This is a genomic window from Streptomyces sp. NPDC045026 (genome assembly GCF_056432625.1).
The window spans coordinates 230,783-244,327 of the sequence record NZ_JBWKIS010000004.1 but is presented as its reverse complement, the minus strand read 5'-3'; the positions used below and the strand labels follow the sequence as shown (position 1 = coordinate 244,327).

General features: G+C 72.5%; 9 protein-coding genes. 5 read left to right on the top strand and 4 right to left on the bottom strand.

Annotation, left to right across the window (positions count from 1 at the left end):
* Position 1 precedes the first annotated feature (1 nt).
* Together AC07EJ_RS11665 and AC07EJ_RS11660 are read right to left on the bottom strand one after the other, a co-directional pair.
* On the bottom strand, positions 2 to 940 hold the full coding sequence (locus tag AC07EJ_RS11665; protein WP_389476529.1) for a beta-keto acid cleavage family enzyme: 939 nt from the start codon (positions 938 to 940) through the stop codon (positions 2 to 4).
* A 62-nt stretch (positions 941 to 1,002) separates the two neighbouring features.
* Entirely contained in the window at positions 1,003 to 1,860 is an 858-nt protein-coding gene (locus AC07EJ_RS11660) for a TetR/AcrR family transcriptional regulator (RefSeq protein WP_478884124.1), read from the bottom strand.
* A gap of 253 nt (positions 1,861 to 2,113) precedes the next feature.
* On the opposite strand from AC07EJ_RS11660, the gene AC07EJ_RS11655 reads away from it, so the two are divergent.
* Both AC07EJ_RS11655 and AC07EJ_RS11650 read left to right on the top strand, forming a co-directional pair.
* Positions 2,114 to 3,373: an alpha-L-fucosidase gene (locus AC07EJ_RS11655; RefSeq protein ID WP_478884263.1), complete on the top strand. Its 1,260-nt coding sequence runs from the start codon at positions 2,114 to 2,116 to the stop codon at positions 3,371 to 3,373.
* An 82-nt stretch (positions 3,374 to 3,455) separates the two neighbouring features.
* Complete coding sequence (locus tag AC07EJ_RS11650; protein WP_478884123.1) at positions 3,456 to 5,840, top strand: beta-N-acetylglucosaminidase domain-containing protein; 2,385 nt, start codon at positions 3,456 to 3,458, stop codon at positions 5,838 to 5,840.
* A 1-nt stretch (position 5,841) separates the two neighbouring features.
* On the opposite strand, the gene AC07EJ_RS11645 is transcribed toward AC07EJ_RS11650, so the two are convergent.
* Complete coding sequence (locus tag AC07EJ_RS11645; RefSeq protein ID WP_478884122.1) at positions 5,842 to 8,823, bottom strand: NACHT N-terminal helical domain 7-containing protein; 2,982 nt, start codon at positions 8,821 to 8,823, stop codon at positions 5,842 to 5,844.
* Between the two features lie 134 nt (positions 8,824 to 8,957).
* Here AC07EJ_RS11645 and AC07EJ_RS11640 point away from each other — a divergent pair, with 134 nt between their 5' ends.
* Complete coding sequence (locus AC07EJ_RS11640) at positions 8,958 to 10,712, top strand: sensor histidine kinase (RefSeq protein WP_478884121.1); 1,755 nt, start codon at positions 8,958 to 8,960, stop codon at positions 10,710 to 10,712.
* Positions 10,709 to 11,347, top strand: coding sequence for a response regulator (locus AC07EJ_RS11635; protein ID WP_478884262.1), 639 nt, complete (start codon positions 10,709 to 10,711; stop codon positions 11,345 to 11,347). Before AC07EJ_RS11640 ends, AC07EJ_RS11635 begins: the two co-directional genes overlap by 4 nt.
* A 251-nt stretch (positions 11,348 to 11,598) precedes the next feature.
* Here the strand turns inward: AC07EJ_RS11635 and AC07EJ_RS11630 are convergent, their stop codons facing one another.
* A complete protein-coding gene (locus tag AC07EJ_RS11630) occupies positions 11,599 to 12,711 on the bottom strand; it encodes a cobalt-precorrin-5B (C(1))-methyltransferase (RefSeq protein ID WP_389476517.1) in 1,113 nt (370 codons plus the stop codon).
* 17 nt (positions 12,712 to 12,728) lie between these two features.
* Here AC07EJ_RS11630 and AC07EJ_RS11625 point away from each other — a divergent pair, with 17 nt between their 5' ends.
* A complete protein-coding gene (locus AC07EJ_RS11625) occupies positions 12,729 to 13,472 on the top strand; it encodes a cobalt-precorrin-6A reductase (RefSeq protein ID WP_389476515.1) in 744 nt (247 codons plus the stop codon).
* Positions 13,473 to 13,545: the final 73 nt, after the last annotated feature.

The following is a 13,545-nucleotide window of genomic DNA, read 5'->3' as shown; positions in this document are numbered from 1 at the left end:
ATCAGAGGGTTCCTTCCTGGGCGGCCGCGGCGGGGACGGCGGCGGCATCGGCGCGGGGCTTGAGGCCGAGCTTGTGCCGGGCCTCGTCCGGGGTGGCGACGCGGGCGCCCATCGCCTCGACGATCGTCACGGCGCGCTCCACGAGCTGCGCGTTGGTGGCCTTGACCCCCTTGCCGAGATAGAGGTTGTCCTCCAGGCCGACGCGGACGTGCCCGCCGAGCACGACGGACTGCGCGACCCACGGCATCTGCATCCGGCCGAGCGCGAAGCTCGCCCACTGGGCGCCCTCCGGCAGCATGTTGACCATCGACTGGAGTACGCCCGGGTCGGCGGGCGCGCCCCACGGGATACCCATGCAGAGCTGGAAGACGGTCGGGTCGTCGAGCAGGCCCTCGGCGAGCAGCTGCTTGGCGAACCACAGGTGTCCCGTGTCGAAGATCTCCAACTCGGGCCGTACGCCCAGCTCCTGGATGCGCCGGGCGCCCGCGCGCAGCATGTCAGGCGTGGAGACGTAGAGGTTGCTGCCGTCGCCGAAGTTGAGGGAGCCGCAGTCCAGGGTGCAGATGTCGGGGAGCAGGTCCTCGACGTGCGGCAGCCTTTCGAGGCCGCCGACGAGGTCGGTGCCCGGCAGCTGCTTGAGCGGTTCGTCCGGGTCGACGACCAGGTCACCGCCCATCCCGGCGGTGAGGTTGATGACGACGTCGGTGCCGGTCTCCTTGATCCGCTCGACGACCTCGCGGTACAGCCGCGGGTCGCGCGAGGGCGCTCCGGTCTCGGGGTCGCGTACGTGGATGTGGACCTCGGCGGCGCCCGCGTCCGCCGCCTCCACCGCGGAGCGGGCGATCTGCTCGGGGGTGACCGGTACGTGGGGGCTCTTGCGGACGGTGTCGCCGGCGCCGGTGAGGGCGCAGGTGATGATGACATCCTGGTTCATGGGCATGCGGACATCGCTCCTTGGACCCGAAGGCCGTTGGGGGCAGGGGGATGTGATGGTGAGTCAGTTCATTGGGGGGCGGGCGCGGTCAGGGTGCTGTCGACGTACGCGAGCAGAGCCGTGTGCATCGCCTCGGCGTCCGTGCCGGGGGCGCCGGGCGCCGTCGCGAGCACCTGGGTGGCCAGGCCGTCGATCAGGGCGGTGAGCGCGAGCGCCGCCGCCTGAGGGTCGACGGGTCTGAACGATCCCCGCGCGACACCGCGCCGCACCACGTCGGCGACGGTCTCGCGCCACTGCCGGTAGTACTCGGCGTGCAGCCCGCCGACCGCCGTGGAGCGGGCCGCCTCGGCCCACAGATCCAGCCACACCGCCCACTGCCGGCGCTGCTGCGCGGTGCGCGGCGTCTGGAGCGCGATGAGCTGGCGCAGCTCGTCGGCCGGGTCCGCCGCGGTGGCCGTGCGTGCCGCCCGGTGGGCGGTGTCCTCGTCCATGCACCACCGCACGGCCGCCTCGAGGAGTTCGGCGCGGCCGGGGAAGTGGTAGTGGATGGCGGCCGTGCTGGTCGCGCAGGCCTCGGCGATGTCGGAGACCCGTACGGCGTGGAAGCCGCGCTCGGCGATCAGGCGGACCGTCTCGCGCACGATCTGCGAGGGGCGGCCGCCCTCGACCGGGACGGCGGTGCCCACCGGGCGGGCCGGGGGCCGGTGCCGCGCGCCGAGCAGCCGGCCCGCGTCCACTTGCCCCTCGTCGGCGATCCGGGCCAGCTCGGCCGCCGTGAAGCGGCGCGTGCCGCTCAGGGACCGGGACAGCTTGGAAGGGTCCATGACGATCCGCCGGGCGAACTCGCGTTGGCTCACCCCGGCGGCGGTGATCACCTCCCGCACCCGGGCGGCGACCTCGTCTCGGTTCTCGTCTCCGTGCTCCACGGTCGACGACCCTAACCGCGCATTGAGCAGATCTCAACACGCGGGAGCACATCGATACAGATCAACGGGGGTATTGAGGTGCTGACTGGCGCATCAGTCAGCACCTCAATACGAGATCGACGGGGTCGGCGGGCCGCCCTTTGCGCAGTTCCAGGAGACTTTTACGAGCCCCCTTGCCGACGCGGCTTTAGCGCTTTAGTGTCCACCACACTCAAGCGCTTTAGTGAAGCTATGACGAGGAGAACTGCCGGTGATGCAGCCCTGGTTCACGGACGGCAAGCTCGGCGTCTTCCTGCACTGGGGGATCTACAGCGTCGACGGCGTCGCCGAGTCCTGGTCCTTCTTCGACGGGCAGGTCCCGTACGACACTTACATGGCGCAGCTCGACGGGTTCGCAGCGCAGAACTGGGACCCCGATGCCTGGGCCGACCTGTTCGTCGAGGCGGGCGCCGCGTACGCGGTCCTCACCGCCAAGCACCACGACGGGGTCGCCCTGTGGGACACGCGGGCGAACGACCTGTCCGTCGTCAAGAGCACCCCGGCCGCCCGCGACCTCATCACCCCCTATGTGGACGCGCTGCGCCGCCGCGGCCTCAAGGTCGGCCTCTACTACTCGCACCTCGACTGGTCCCACCCGGACTACGCCGCGATCCGGCCGGACGGGCAGGACCCCGACGACCGCGGCAACCCGTACTCGATGCCCGCCGTCGGTGACGAGTCACCCGAGCGCTGGGACGCCTTCCTCGCCTTCCACCGCGCCCAGGTCCGCGAGCTCCTCGAGCTCTTCCAGCCGGACCTGCTCTGGTTCGACGGCGAGTGGGAACGCAGCCCAGAACAGTGGCGCATGGCCGAACTCGCCGAACTCATCAAGGAGTTGAGCCCGCACACCGTCGTCAACGGACGCCTCACCGGACACGGCGACTACGCGACACCCGAACAGGGCGTGCCCGTCGAACCGCCGAAGGGCCCCTGGGAGCTGTGCCTCACCGTCAACGACTCGTGGGGCCACCAGCCGCAGGACGACCACCACAAGTCGCCCCGCCAGCTGGTCCGCGTCTTCGCCGAGACCGTCGGCGGGGGAGGCAACCTCCTGCTCGCCGTGGGCCCGAAGGCCGACGGCACGATCCCGCCGGAGCAGGCCGAACGCCTCGAAGCACTCGGCGGGTGGATCGCCGGGCACCGGACCGCCGTCCGCGACACCGTGCGCGGCCTGCCCCACGGCCACTTCTACGGCCCGTCCACCCTCTCCGCCGACCGCCGCACCCTGTACCTGTTCCTCTTCGACCGGCCCAACGAGTACGTCGTGCTGCGCGGCGTCCGCAACGCGGTCCGCTCGGCGCGGGTCCTCGGGACCGGCACGGACGTCCGCCACGAGCGCGTCGGCGGGCTCGGCGAGGTGCCCGGCTGGGAATACCTGTACGTCACCGACGACCAGCTCGACCCCCTGTGCACGGTCATCGCCCTCGAACTCGACGGCCAACTCGACCTGTACCGCGAACACACCCGCGACTGACACCACCCCCCGCGCCCCCTGACACCCCCCGCGTCCCCCCTGACACCACCCCCCTGACTCGCTATCACGGAGGCAGAGCACCATGAGAGCCCGAAGAGCCCTGCACGCCTGTTCCGTCGCCACCCTGCTCGTCGCCGCGTCGGCCGCGGCGGTCCCGCCCGTCTCGGCACACCCGACGGACCGGCCCCTGCCCGTCGTCTCGCCGACCCCGCAGCACATGACCCGCGCCGGAGCCGACGTGGCCCTCCCGGCGCGCGCCGAACTCGTCGTCGGCGACACCACCGACAAGCCGGCCCGCGACCTGCTCACCGCGACCCTGCGCGCCCACGGCGTCCGCCAACTCGACGTGCGCACCAAAGCGTCGGGGCACGCACCCCTGACCGTGCTCCTCGGCCCGGCCACCCGCCCCGACGTGGCCAAGGCCCTGCGCGGCACCGACGTCCCCACCCAGGACGAGGGCTACGCCGTGCGCGTCTTCGGACGAACCGTCGCGCTCGGCGGTCCCGACGCGACCGGCCAGTTCTACGCGGCCCAGACGTTCGGACAGCTCGTCACCAAGGGGAAGATCGCGGGGGCGTCCGTCTCCGACTTCCCGTCCATGCGGTTGCGCGGCTCCATCGAGGGCTTCTACGGACCGCCCTGGACGGAGGCGGAGCGTCTGGACCAGATGGACTTCCTCGGCGAGGTCAAGTCCAACACCTATGTGTACGCGCCCAAGGACGACCCGTACCACCGCGACAAGTGGCGCGAGCCGTACCCGGCGGACAAGCTCGCCCAGCTCGGCACGCTCGTCGACCGGGCCCGCGCCAACCACGTCCGCTTCACCTTCGCCGTCTCGCCGGGAGGCTCGGTCTGCTACTCGGACCCGGCCGACGTGAAGGCCCTCACCGCGAAGCTCCAGGCGCTCTACGACCTGGGCGTGCGCTCGTTCTCCGTGCCGCTCGACGACATCAGTTACACCAAGTGGAACTGCGATGCCGACCAGCAGAAGTTCGGCGCCCCCGGTCGCGGTCCCGCCGCGAAGGCGCAGGTCGGTCTGCTCAACACCGTCCAGCAGGACTTCATCGCCACGCACGACGGCGCCAACCCGCTCCAGATGGTGCCCACCGAGTACGGCGACCTCACCGACACCGCGTACAAGCAGGAGATCCGCGGGAACCTCGACAAGAACATCGAGGTCATGTGGACCGGCACGGACGTCGTCCCGCCGGAGATCACCAACGACCAGGCGCAGAAGGCGTCCGAGCTGTTCGGGCGCAAGGTGTTCGTCTGGGACAACTACCCGGTCAACGACTTCGGCCGGACCTCGGGACGCCTCCTGCTCGCCCCCTACGACAAGCGTGAGCCCGGCCTCTCCGAGCACCTCAGCGGCCTCGTCTCCAACCCGATGAACCAGGAGGCGGCCAGCAAGCTCGCCGTCTTCACCATGTCCGACTTCTCCTGGAACGACCGCGGCTACGACCGCACCCGCTCCGCCCGCCGGTCCGCGCTGCACCTGGCCGGCGGCGACCCGCGGGTCGCCGACGCCGTACAGACCTTCGTCGACCTCAACCACATGGCACCGACGTTCGGCGCCAAGCCGTGGCAGCCGCAGTCGCCGATCCTCAGCGCGCAGCTCGAGAAGTTCTGGAAGGCGTACGAGAGCGACCCTACGGCCGCGATCCGCTCCTTCACGCCGACCGCGACGAACATCGGGCGCGTCCCGGCCGTCCTCCGTGCCGGCGTGCCCGACCAGCAGTTCCTGCACGACGCCGGGCCCTGGCTGGACTCCACCGCACTGTGGGGCAAGGCCCTCGGGCACGGTCTCGCCGCGCTGAAGGCGATCGACGCCCATGACGCGGACAAGGCGGCCGGCGAGCGCGCCGCGATGGACAAGGTGGCCGACGCCGCCTCGCACATCACCATCGACCCGGCCGAGCACCACCAGCCCGGCCCCGTGAAGATCGCCGACCCGTTCCTCGACGACTTCGTCAGCCAGGTCCAGGAGCTGCACGACGCCTCGAAGGGCCTCGAGCCGCTGCGGCAACTCGCCCTGAACAAGGACGTGAAGCAGAGCTCGGACTACGTCTCGGACGGCGGGTTCCCGTACGGCGCGGACAAGGCGGCCGACGGCGACCGCTTCAACTTCGCGACGACCAGCGGCAAGGACGCACAGCCCTGGTGGCAGGTCGACCTCGGTTCCGTCGCCGACCTGGAGCGCGTCGACGTCTACAACCGCAGCGACTGCTGCGCGGAGCGCACCAAGGACTACTACGTGCTGGTCTCCGACGAGCCCTTCACCGGCTCCCTGTCCGACCAGCTGACCAAGCCCGGCGTGTGGTCCCACCACGAGACCGCGCAGGCCGGTGGCCCGACGGCGATCCCCGTCGCGGCGCACGGCCGCTACGTGCGGGTGTGGCTGGCGAGCGAGAAGCCCGTCGAGCTGAACACGGCGGAGGTCGAGGTGTACGGCAGGGCGCGGAGCTGACCTACCTCGTGAACGAGTAGATCTCGCTCTGCAGGTCCGCCGGCAGCCGCGCGTCGTCCCGCCTCGCGGCGGTGGCGAGCAGCGCCGTGACGCGATGGACGTGACTGCCCGGCAGGGCCTCCATGCCGCGCAGTACCCGACGGTACGTCAACTCCAGCTCGGCGTCGGTGAGTTCCACGCCACCGCTGAGCAGGAGGTGCAGCACGTCGTGCGCGAGCGAGGTGGCCGGCTCCCCTTCCGTGGCCACGAACGTGGTCACGGAAGGGCCCAGCCACGCGAACACCGGGTCCATGACGTGCCGCACGAGAGAGTCGTTCGTCCCGCCGGACACCTCCATCTTGTGCCAGATCTCGTCCCAGTAGGGCCGGGACCAGCCGGGCCCGCCGTGGCCCCGGGGGTAGCGGTAGAGCCAGTTCGCGTCGACCGGGTCCGGCGGTGCGGGCGCGCCGTACCGCGGCGCGACGTCGAGCGTGCGGCGGCCGTCGGCGTCCCAGGACCGGTGCAGGGTCATCGACAGGGCGAAGTCCGTCCACTGCTCCTCGTTGAGCGCCGAACGCCACAGCAGGGCGTGCCGGTGCCAGGCGCTGACCGGGTTGGCCGAGCCGGGGAACAGCTCGGCGGCCGTGGTGCCGCCCGTCAGCAGCAGAATGACCAGGACGAGATTGGCGCCGTAGAGGCCGTGCCGCGACGCGACTCTCAGCGTCGCAGGCCGGTAGGCGGGGTGCTGGTCACCGGTGCGGGTCTCGTGCTGGTCGAGTACGCGGATCAGGACGCGGCTGAGCCTGGACCGCTCGGCCGGCTCCATCCGTGCCGTCATCGCGCCGGCGAACCGCAGCATCTGGCGCCCGGACAGGGGCGCGTACGAGAGCAGCGCGTACGCCAGGTCGTCGTCCACGCGCTGGTCGCCGAGGGCGAGGGCGGGCCGGTTCTGTACGAGCGCGCTCAGCACGTGCAGCGCGAGCCGCACCGCCAGATACTCGCCGAACGTGGCGTGCAGGAACTCGTACGTCGCGAGGACGTGGCCGTCGCGCACCGACTGGGCGCGCTGCACGAAGTAGAACCGGCCGAGCGCGACCTCGGCGGCGCCGAGCGGCGTGCGGAAACCGGAGGCCCCGGGGGACGAGCGGCCCAGGAGCGCGGCCAGGTCCTCGTCGAGCTCGGCCGCCGAGACCCACTGACGGCGCCGGTTGAGCAGGGCGAACGCGACCAGGGACAGGCGTTGCATCTCCAGCTCGGCGCGCTCGCGCAGGAGGTCGTCGGACGCCATGTCCCCGCTTGTCTTGCCGACTTCACGGCGCGCGAAGGAGAACAGGAGCTCCTCGTACAGGTCGGCCTCGTCCAGCGGTTCCCCGCCGTCACTCTGCAGGCCGTTGCCTGCCACGTCGTACAGGGCCAGCATCGTCAGGAGCAGCGGCTGCGCCGCGAGCGCGGCGTGCCGCGACACCACCTCCCACGACAGCGGGCGCAGGCTCCTCGCCGTGAACCCGGCCGCGTTGGCGTCGTTCCACACCGCGAGCCACTGCTGGATCTGCGCGGCGCGGAATGGCTCGAGGCGCAGCGCCACCATGCCGTCCGGGTAGCGCGCGCGGTCGGCGACGGACGTGCGGCTGGTCACCAGGGCCAGCAGCGGACGGCCCTGTTCCGCCTCGCGCTCCTGGAAGCGGGCGACCCGGACCAGGAAGTCGTTGTGGTGCACCCCGGTCGTCTGCAGCAACTCGTCGAACCCGTCGAGCAGGAGCACGGGGACCGCGCCGCCTGCCGAGCGGACCAGATCGGGCCACGTGACGCGCTCGCCGGTCGCGCCCCGCACCGCCTGCTCGATCTGCTCCTGGAGATCGTCCTCGGCGCGTACGTCGCGCAGCGGCACCCGCACCGGCAGGAATCCGGCCGCGGGGAGCCGCGCCGCGAGCACCCGCGTCAGGACGGACTTGCCCGCGCCGGGCTGTCCGAGCACCAGCAGGGGAGTCCGCTCCTGCCCCGCCGAGGTCAGCGCCCCGGCGAGGTACCGGGTCAGGTCCTCGCGCACCGGGGCCCGCTCCCACCACGCCTCGTCCGCCGGCCCGTGCTGCCCGGCCACCGGCCGCACCCGGAAGTCCGGGTCCAGATACATCTCCTCCAGGGCCGGTACGCGGATGCCGTCGGGCGCCGACGCCGCGTCCAGGACCGGACGGGAGAGCGCCGCCTCGTGGGAGCGGGCCAGGGCGGCCGCGACATCCACGGGCTGCCGCGCGTGCGACGCCGTACCGGCCAGCAGCGTCTCGATTCCCGCGAGGGCCCGCTGCACACCGGCCCGCGTCGCCCGGTGCTCGGTCAGCGTGGCCCAGAACCCGAACTCCGGCGCCTGCTGGCTGAGTTGGGCGTACAGGCTGTCGTAGTGGACGCACGCCGCACCCGGCAGCGCACCCGTCAGGGCCCGCTCCGCCGCATCCCGCCCCGCAGGCGTGAGTGTGTCCCACACCGCGAGGCCCGCCACGAACCGCAGGAAGCGCCCGGACAGAGCCGTGTACCAGCCGAGGAGTTCTTGCGCCACGTCCTCCGGCGCGAGGTGCGGCGCAGGGAACGGCGCGTCCACCGCGGCGAGAGCCCGCGCGAAACCGGCGTCCGCTTCCCCGGCCCCGACCAGCGACAACTGGTCGCCACGGGTGATGCGCACCGCGTCGAGGGAGAACGGAAGGTCCTGCTCCGCGAGCGCCTCGAACCAGCCGAGGACCACGACGACCGTGTGTGCGGCCCGCAGCACCTCGCCCCGCTCGACCCGCCCGTCCGCCGCCCCGAGCCGCGCCCCGACCCCGCGCACCGCGTCACGGCCGAGCCCCAGGATCCGGCCCCGCGCGTCCGCGATACGGAGGATTCCGTCGCTCACGCCGCCCGTCGCCACGGCCAGCACCCCGCCGAGCGACCGGTCGAGCGCCGCGAGGCGCGGCGGATCGGCGCCGAGCAGCACCAACGCGTCCGAGAACGACAGCAGTCTGCGCGAACCCACCCGAACCCCCCATGGATCATGTGCGGACGGCGGCCACTCTGCCAGGACACGAGGTCGGGGTCCATCGAGCACGGTGCGTAAGCCGGGCGACACCGAGTGCGCGCCGTTCCCCCAAATGGCTTACCGTGTGGGCCGTGGACAGTCAGGGGAAGCGTGCGGTTCGGCTGCGCCTGACCGGGGCCGCGGCGCTCGCCGCCGTATCGGGAGTGGCGGGCTCGTGGGCGTACCTGCGGGCCGGTGGCTCCGCGGGCGACGTGGTGCGGGACCTCTCCGTGGGCTGGGCGTACGCGGCCGCGGGGATCATGGCCTGGCGGCGCAGGCCCGCCAACCGGACCGGCCCGCTGATGGTCGCCGAGGGCGTCACCTGGTTCCTCGGGAACCTCCAAGGCACTTCCGTACCAGCCCTGTTCGCGTTCGGGGCCTGGTGGGAGGCGCTGAACATGGCGATCCTCCTGCACCTCATCCTGTGCTTCCCCGAGGGCCGCCTCACGACGGTCCTGACCCGGCGCCTGGTCCAGTTCGCGTACGGGCTCGTGGCGGTCGGCGGCCTGCTGCGCACGCTCCTGTTCGACCCGGCGCGGGCCACCGGCGCGACGTATCTCGACTGCGACGGCTGCGGCCCGAACGCGCTGTTCATCCCCGGCACCCACGACCTTTTCGGCCCCGTCGACACTGTGTACCACGCGGTCGGCTGGATCATCTCCGCCGGCGCCGCGGTGGCCATAGTCCAGCGCTGGCGGCACGCCTCCGCCGCCCGCAGGCAGGCACTTCTCCCGGCCTGGATCGGTATCGGCGTCGCCGTCGTGTTCCTGATGTGGGACATGCTCTTCTACGTCGTGCCGTGGTTCGGCCACGTCGGCGACACCGGTGAGCAGGCCGTCTATCTGCTGTCCGACCTCGCGCAGGTCGCCGTGCCGTTCGCGTTCCTCGCCGGCCTGCTGCGCATGCACCTCCAGCGCGCCGAGGTCAGCGGCCTCGTCATCGAGGTCGGCACCGACCCAGACCCGGCCCGGCTGCGCGAGGCGCTGGCCCGCGTCCTGGGCGACCCGACGCTGCGTCTCGGCCTGTGGCGCGAGGAGCGCGCCGCGTACGTCGACGGCTCGGGGCGCGAGGTGACGGTGGACGGACCCGGCCGCACCCCCGTGGGCGCGGCGGACGGCCGGCCGCTCGCGCTCCTGCACCACGACCCCGCCCTCATGGACGACCCGGAACTCCTCGCGTCCGTCGCCGCGGCGCTGCGCCTCGCGCTCGAGAACGTGTGGCTGCGCTCCCGCGCCAGGGAGGTGAGCACGCGCATCGTGGAGGCGGCCGACTCCGAACGCAAACGCCTGGAGCGGGATCTGCACGACGGGGCCCAGGCCAGGCTGGTCTTCGCGCTGATGGCTCTGCGACGTGTCGAACGCGGCCTCGCCGACCATCCCGACGCCGCCCTGCGCGAGTCCGTGACCGAGGCGGAGTCCAGCCTCAGGCTCGCCATCGAGGAGCTGCGCGGCCTCGCCCACGGTCTGCACCCGGCGGTCCTCACGCGCGAGGGTCTCGGCCCCGCGCTGACCGCGCTGGCCAGGGAGGCGACCCTGCCGGTCGTCGTCGCGGCCGAACCCCGGCGCTACGACGCGGTCGTCGAGTCGACCGCCTACTTCACGGTGTGCGAGGCCCTGTCCAACGCGGCCAAGCACGCCGGGGCCCGAGCCGTCAGCGTCTCCGCGACGCACCAGGACGGCCGGCTCGTCATCGAGACCGTCGACGACGGGGTCGGGGGAGCGGACAGCATGCGCGGCAGCGGCCTGCGCGGCCTCGCGGACCGGCTTGCCGCCGTCGACGGAGTGTTGCATGTACACAGTCCCGCCGGTGGCGGGACCAGAATCAGGGCGGAGCTTCCGTGCGGGTGATCGTTGCCGAGGACTCGGCGCTGCTGCGGCAGGGGATCGTACGACTGCTGTCGGACGAGGGATTCGAGGTGTCCGCGGAGTGCCACGACACGGGGCCGCTCCTCGCGCTCGTCGCCGAGCACCGTCCGGACGCCGTGCTCCTCGACATCCGCATGCCGCCGACGCACACCGACGAGGGTCTGGTCGCGGCGGCCGCGATCCGCGCGGCCCACCCGGGCACGGGCGTGCTGCTGCTGTCCCAGTACGTCGAGACGACCGACACCGTCAGGGCCTTGGCGGAGCAGCCCGAGGGCTTCGGCTATCTGCTCAAGGAGCGCGTCGCCGACATCGGCGAACTCGGCGGAGCGCTCAAGCGCGTGGCATCCGGCGAGACGGTCCTCGACCCGCTCGTCGTGGCCAAGCTCATGAACACCCCGCGCCCCACGAGCCCTCTCGACGAACTCACCGGCAGAGAGCGGGACGTGCTGGCCCTGATGGCCGAGGGCCACTCGAACGAGGCGATAGCCCAGCGCCTCGTCATCGGCGGAAAAACCGTGGAGACGCACGTACGGAACATCTTCGGCAAACTGCGCCTGGAACAGGATCTGCTCGAACACCGGCGCGTGCGCGCGGTGCTCACCTACCTGCGCGGCTGACCCCGGCCTAAGGGGTGTCCGGCGGGTCATGGCCGGACATCCCCTGGCGGGCGGAGCGAAAAGGTCCCGGCTGGCCGCTCCGAAGGCGACGTCGTCCCCCGATTTGCCCCCGTGGCTCCCCCGTACGTCGACTGCGGAGCGGTGCCGGTGAACTCAACTCTAGGCAGGCCGCGCGCCCGGGACATCAGGGCCAGCCCTGAGATCCGGAGTAGTTGCTACCGGAACAGGCCGCCGGGGGTCGAAGTGCGTGTTCAGCGGGGTGCGCAGCGCCCCACCACCGTACCCGCGCGGTCGATGCACAATACATCGACCCGGACGGGTGCGCCCCGCAACACGCTCAACGCCTCGTCGCGGGCGGTCGCGGCGACCAGGTCGCCGAGCGGCGGCCACAACTGGAGTGCCGCGAGGCCCGTGTTGGCGTCCGCCACCGCCGCCGCGACCTCCGCGCCCGCGCCGGCGTCGGCAGCGAGTCCGGCCAGGAACGACTTGTCGACCTGCGAGCGCGCCGAGTGCAGATCCAGATGCCCGGCCGCGAGCTTCGACAGCTTGGCGAAACCGCCGCAGATCGTGAGCCGGTCGACGGGATGCCGGCGCACGTACTTGAGGACGGCGCCCGCGAAGTCACCCATGTCGAGAAGCGCGTCCTCGGGCAGCCCGAACTCGGCGACGACGGTCTTCTCGGACGTCGACCCGGTGCAGCCCGCCACATGCGTGCGCCCGGCGGCCCGCGCTACGTCCACGCCCCGCCGGATCGAGTCGATCCACGCCGAGCAGGAGTACGGCACCACGATGCCCGTCGTCCCCAGGATGGACAGCCCGCCGAGGATCCCGAGCCGAGGATTCCAGGTCGACCGGGCGATCTCCTCGCCGTGGTCGACGGACACGGTGATCTCGACGTCGCCGCTCCCGCCGTGGCGCTGGGCGACGGCCGTGACGTGGTCCCGCATCATCTGCCGCGGCACGGGGTTGATGGCGGGTTCCCCGACGGCGAGGGGCAGCCCGGGACGGGTCACGGTGCCGACGCCCGCGCCCGCCCGGAACACGATGCCGGATCCGGCGGGCAGCAGCCGCACCGATGCGCGCACCAGCGCGCCGTGCGTGACGTCCGGGTCGTCGCCCGCGTCCTTCACGATGCCCGCCATCGCTTGCTCGCCCGTCAACTCCTCGGCCGCCAGCGCGAACGCGGGCGTCTGCCCCTTCGGCAGCGTGATCGCCACCGGGTCGGGGAAGTCGCCGGTCAGGAGCGCGGTGTACGCGGCCGTGGCCGCCCCCGTCGCGCAGGCGCCGGTCGTCCAGCCGGGGCGCAGACCGGTGTGCTTGAGTTGGGCGCCGCGTCCGCCCTTGGGCCCGCCCGCCTCACTCATGAAGGGACTCCGCACCCGTGCACGTACTGATCCTCGGCGGCACGACCGAGGCCCGACGCCTCGCGCAGGCCCTGACCACCGGCCACCCCGGGTGGCGCGTGACGAGCTCGCTGGCCGGTCGTGTCGCGCGGCCCGTGCTGCCCGCGGGCGAGGTGCGGACCGGCGGTTTCGGGGGAGCCGATGGCCTGGCCCGCGCGCTGCGCGAGCTCCAGGTGGACGCGCTCATCGACGCCACCCATCCTTTCGCCGGGACGATCAGTTTCCACGCGGCACAGGCAGCCGCCACGGCCCATGTTCCCCTGCTGGCGCTGCGCCGCCCCGGCTGGGTCCCCGCTCCGGGCGACGACTGGCACGGCGTCGCTTCGCTGGAGGAGGCGGGGAGGCGGCTGCCGACGCTGGGCCGGCGCGCGTTCCTGACGGTCGGCCGCCTGGGCCTCTCGGCCTTCGCGGACATCGGTGACGTGTTCTGCGTCGTGCGCTCCGTGGATGCTCCCGAGCCGCCTCTGCCGCCCAGGTCGCAGGTGCTGCTCGCCCGTGGGCCGTTCACGCTGGAGGGCGAGCGGGCGCTGCTGCGGGAGTACGGCATCGATGTGCTGGTGACGAAGGACGCCGGGGGAGAGGCGACGGCGGCGAAGCTGGTGGCTGCGCGGGAGGCGGGGATCCCGGTGATCGTGGTGGAGCGGCCGGCGGCGCCGGAGGGAGTGACCGAGGTGGGATCGGTGGCTGAGGCGGTGGAGTGGGCGGGGGCTGTCCAGCGCTGAGCCCGGCACAATCCAGCCCGTCCGGCGTTTGAGGACGAGCCCGGAGGGCGCCAGAGGGGGGCCGGGGGCGCAG

Coding starts and splice junctions, on each gene's coding strand:
- AC07EJ_RS11665 (WP_389476529.1), bottom strand. CDS start 940: ATGCCCATGAACCAGGATGTCATCATCACCTGCGCCCTCACCGGCGCC.
- AC07EJ_RS11655 (WP_478884263.1), top strand. CDS start 2,114: ATGCAGCCCTGGTTCACGGACGGCAAGCTCGGCGTCTTCCTGCACTGG.
- AC07EJ_RS11630 (WP_389476517.1), bottom strand. CDS start 12,711: ATGAGTGAGGCGGGCGGGCCCAAGGGCGGACGCGGCGCCCAACTCAAG.
- AC07EJ_RS11650 (WP_478884123.1), top strand. CDS start 3,456: ATGAGAGCCCGAAGAGCCCTGCACGCCTGTTCCGTCGCCACCCTGCTC.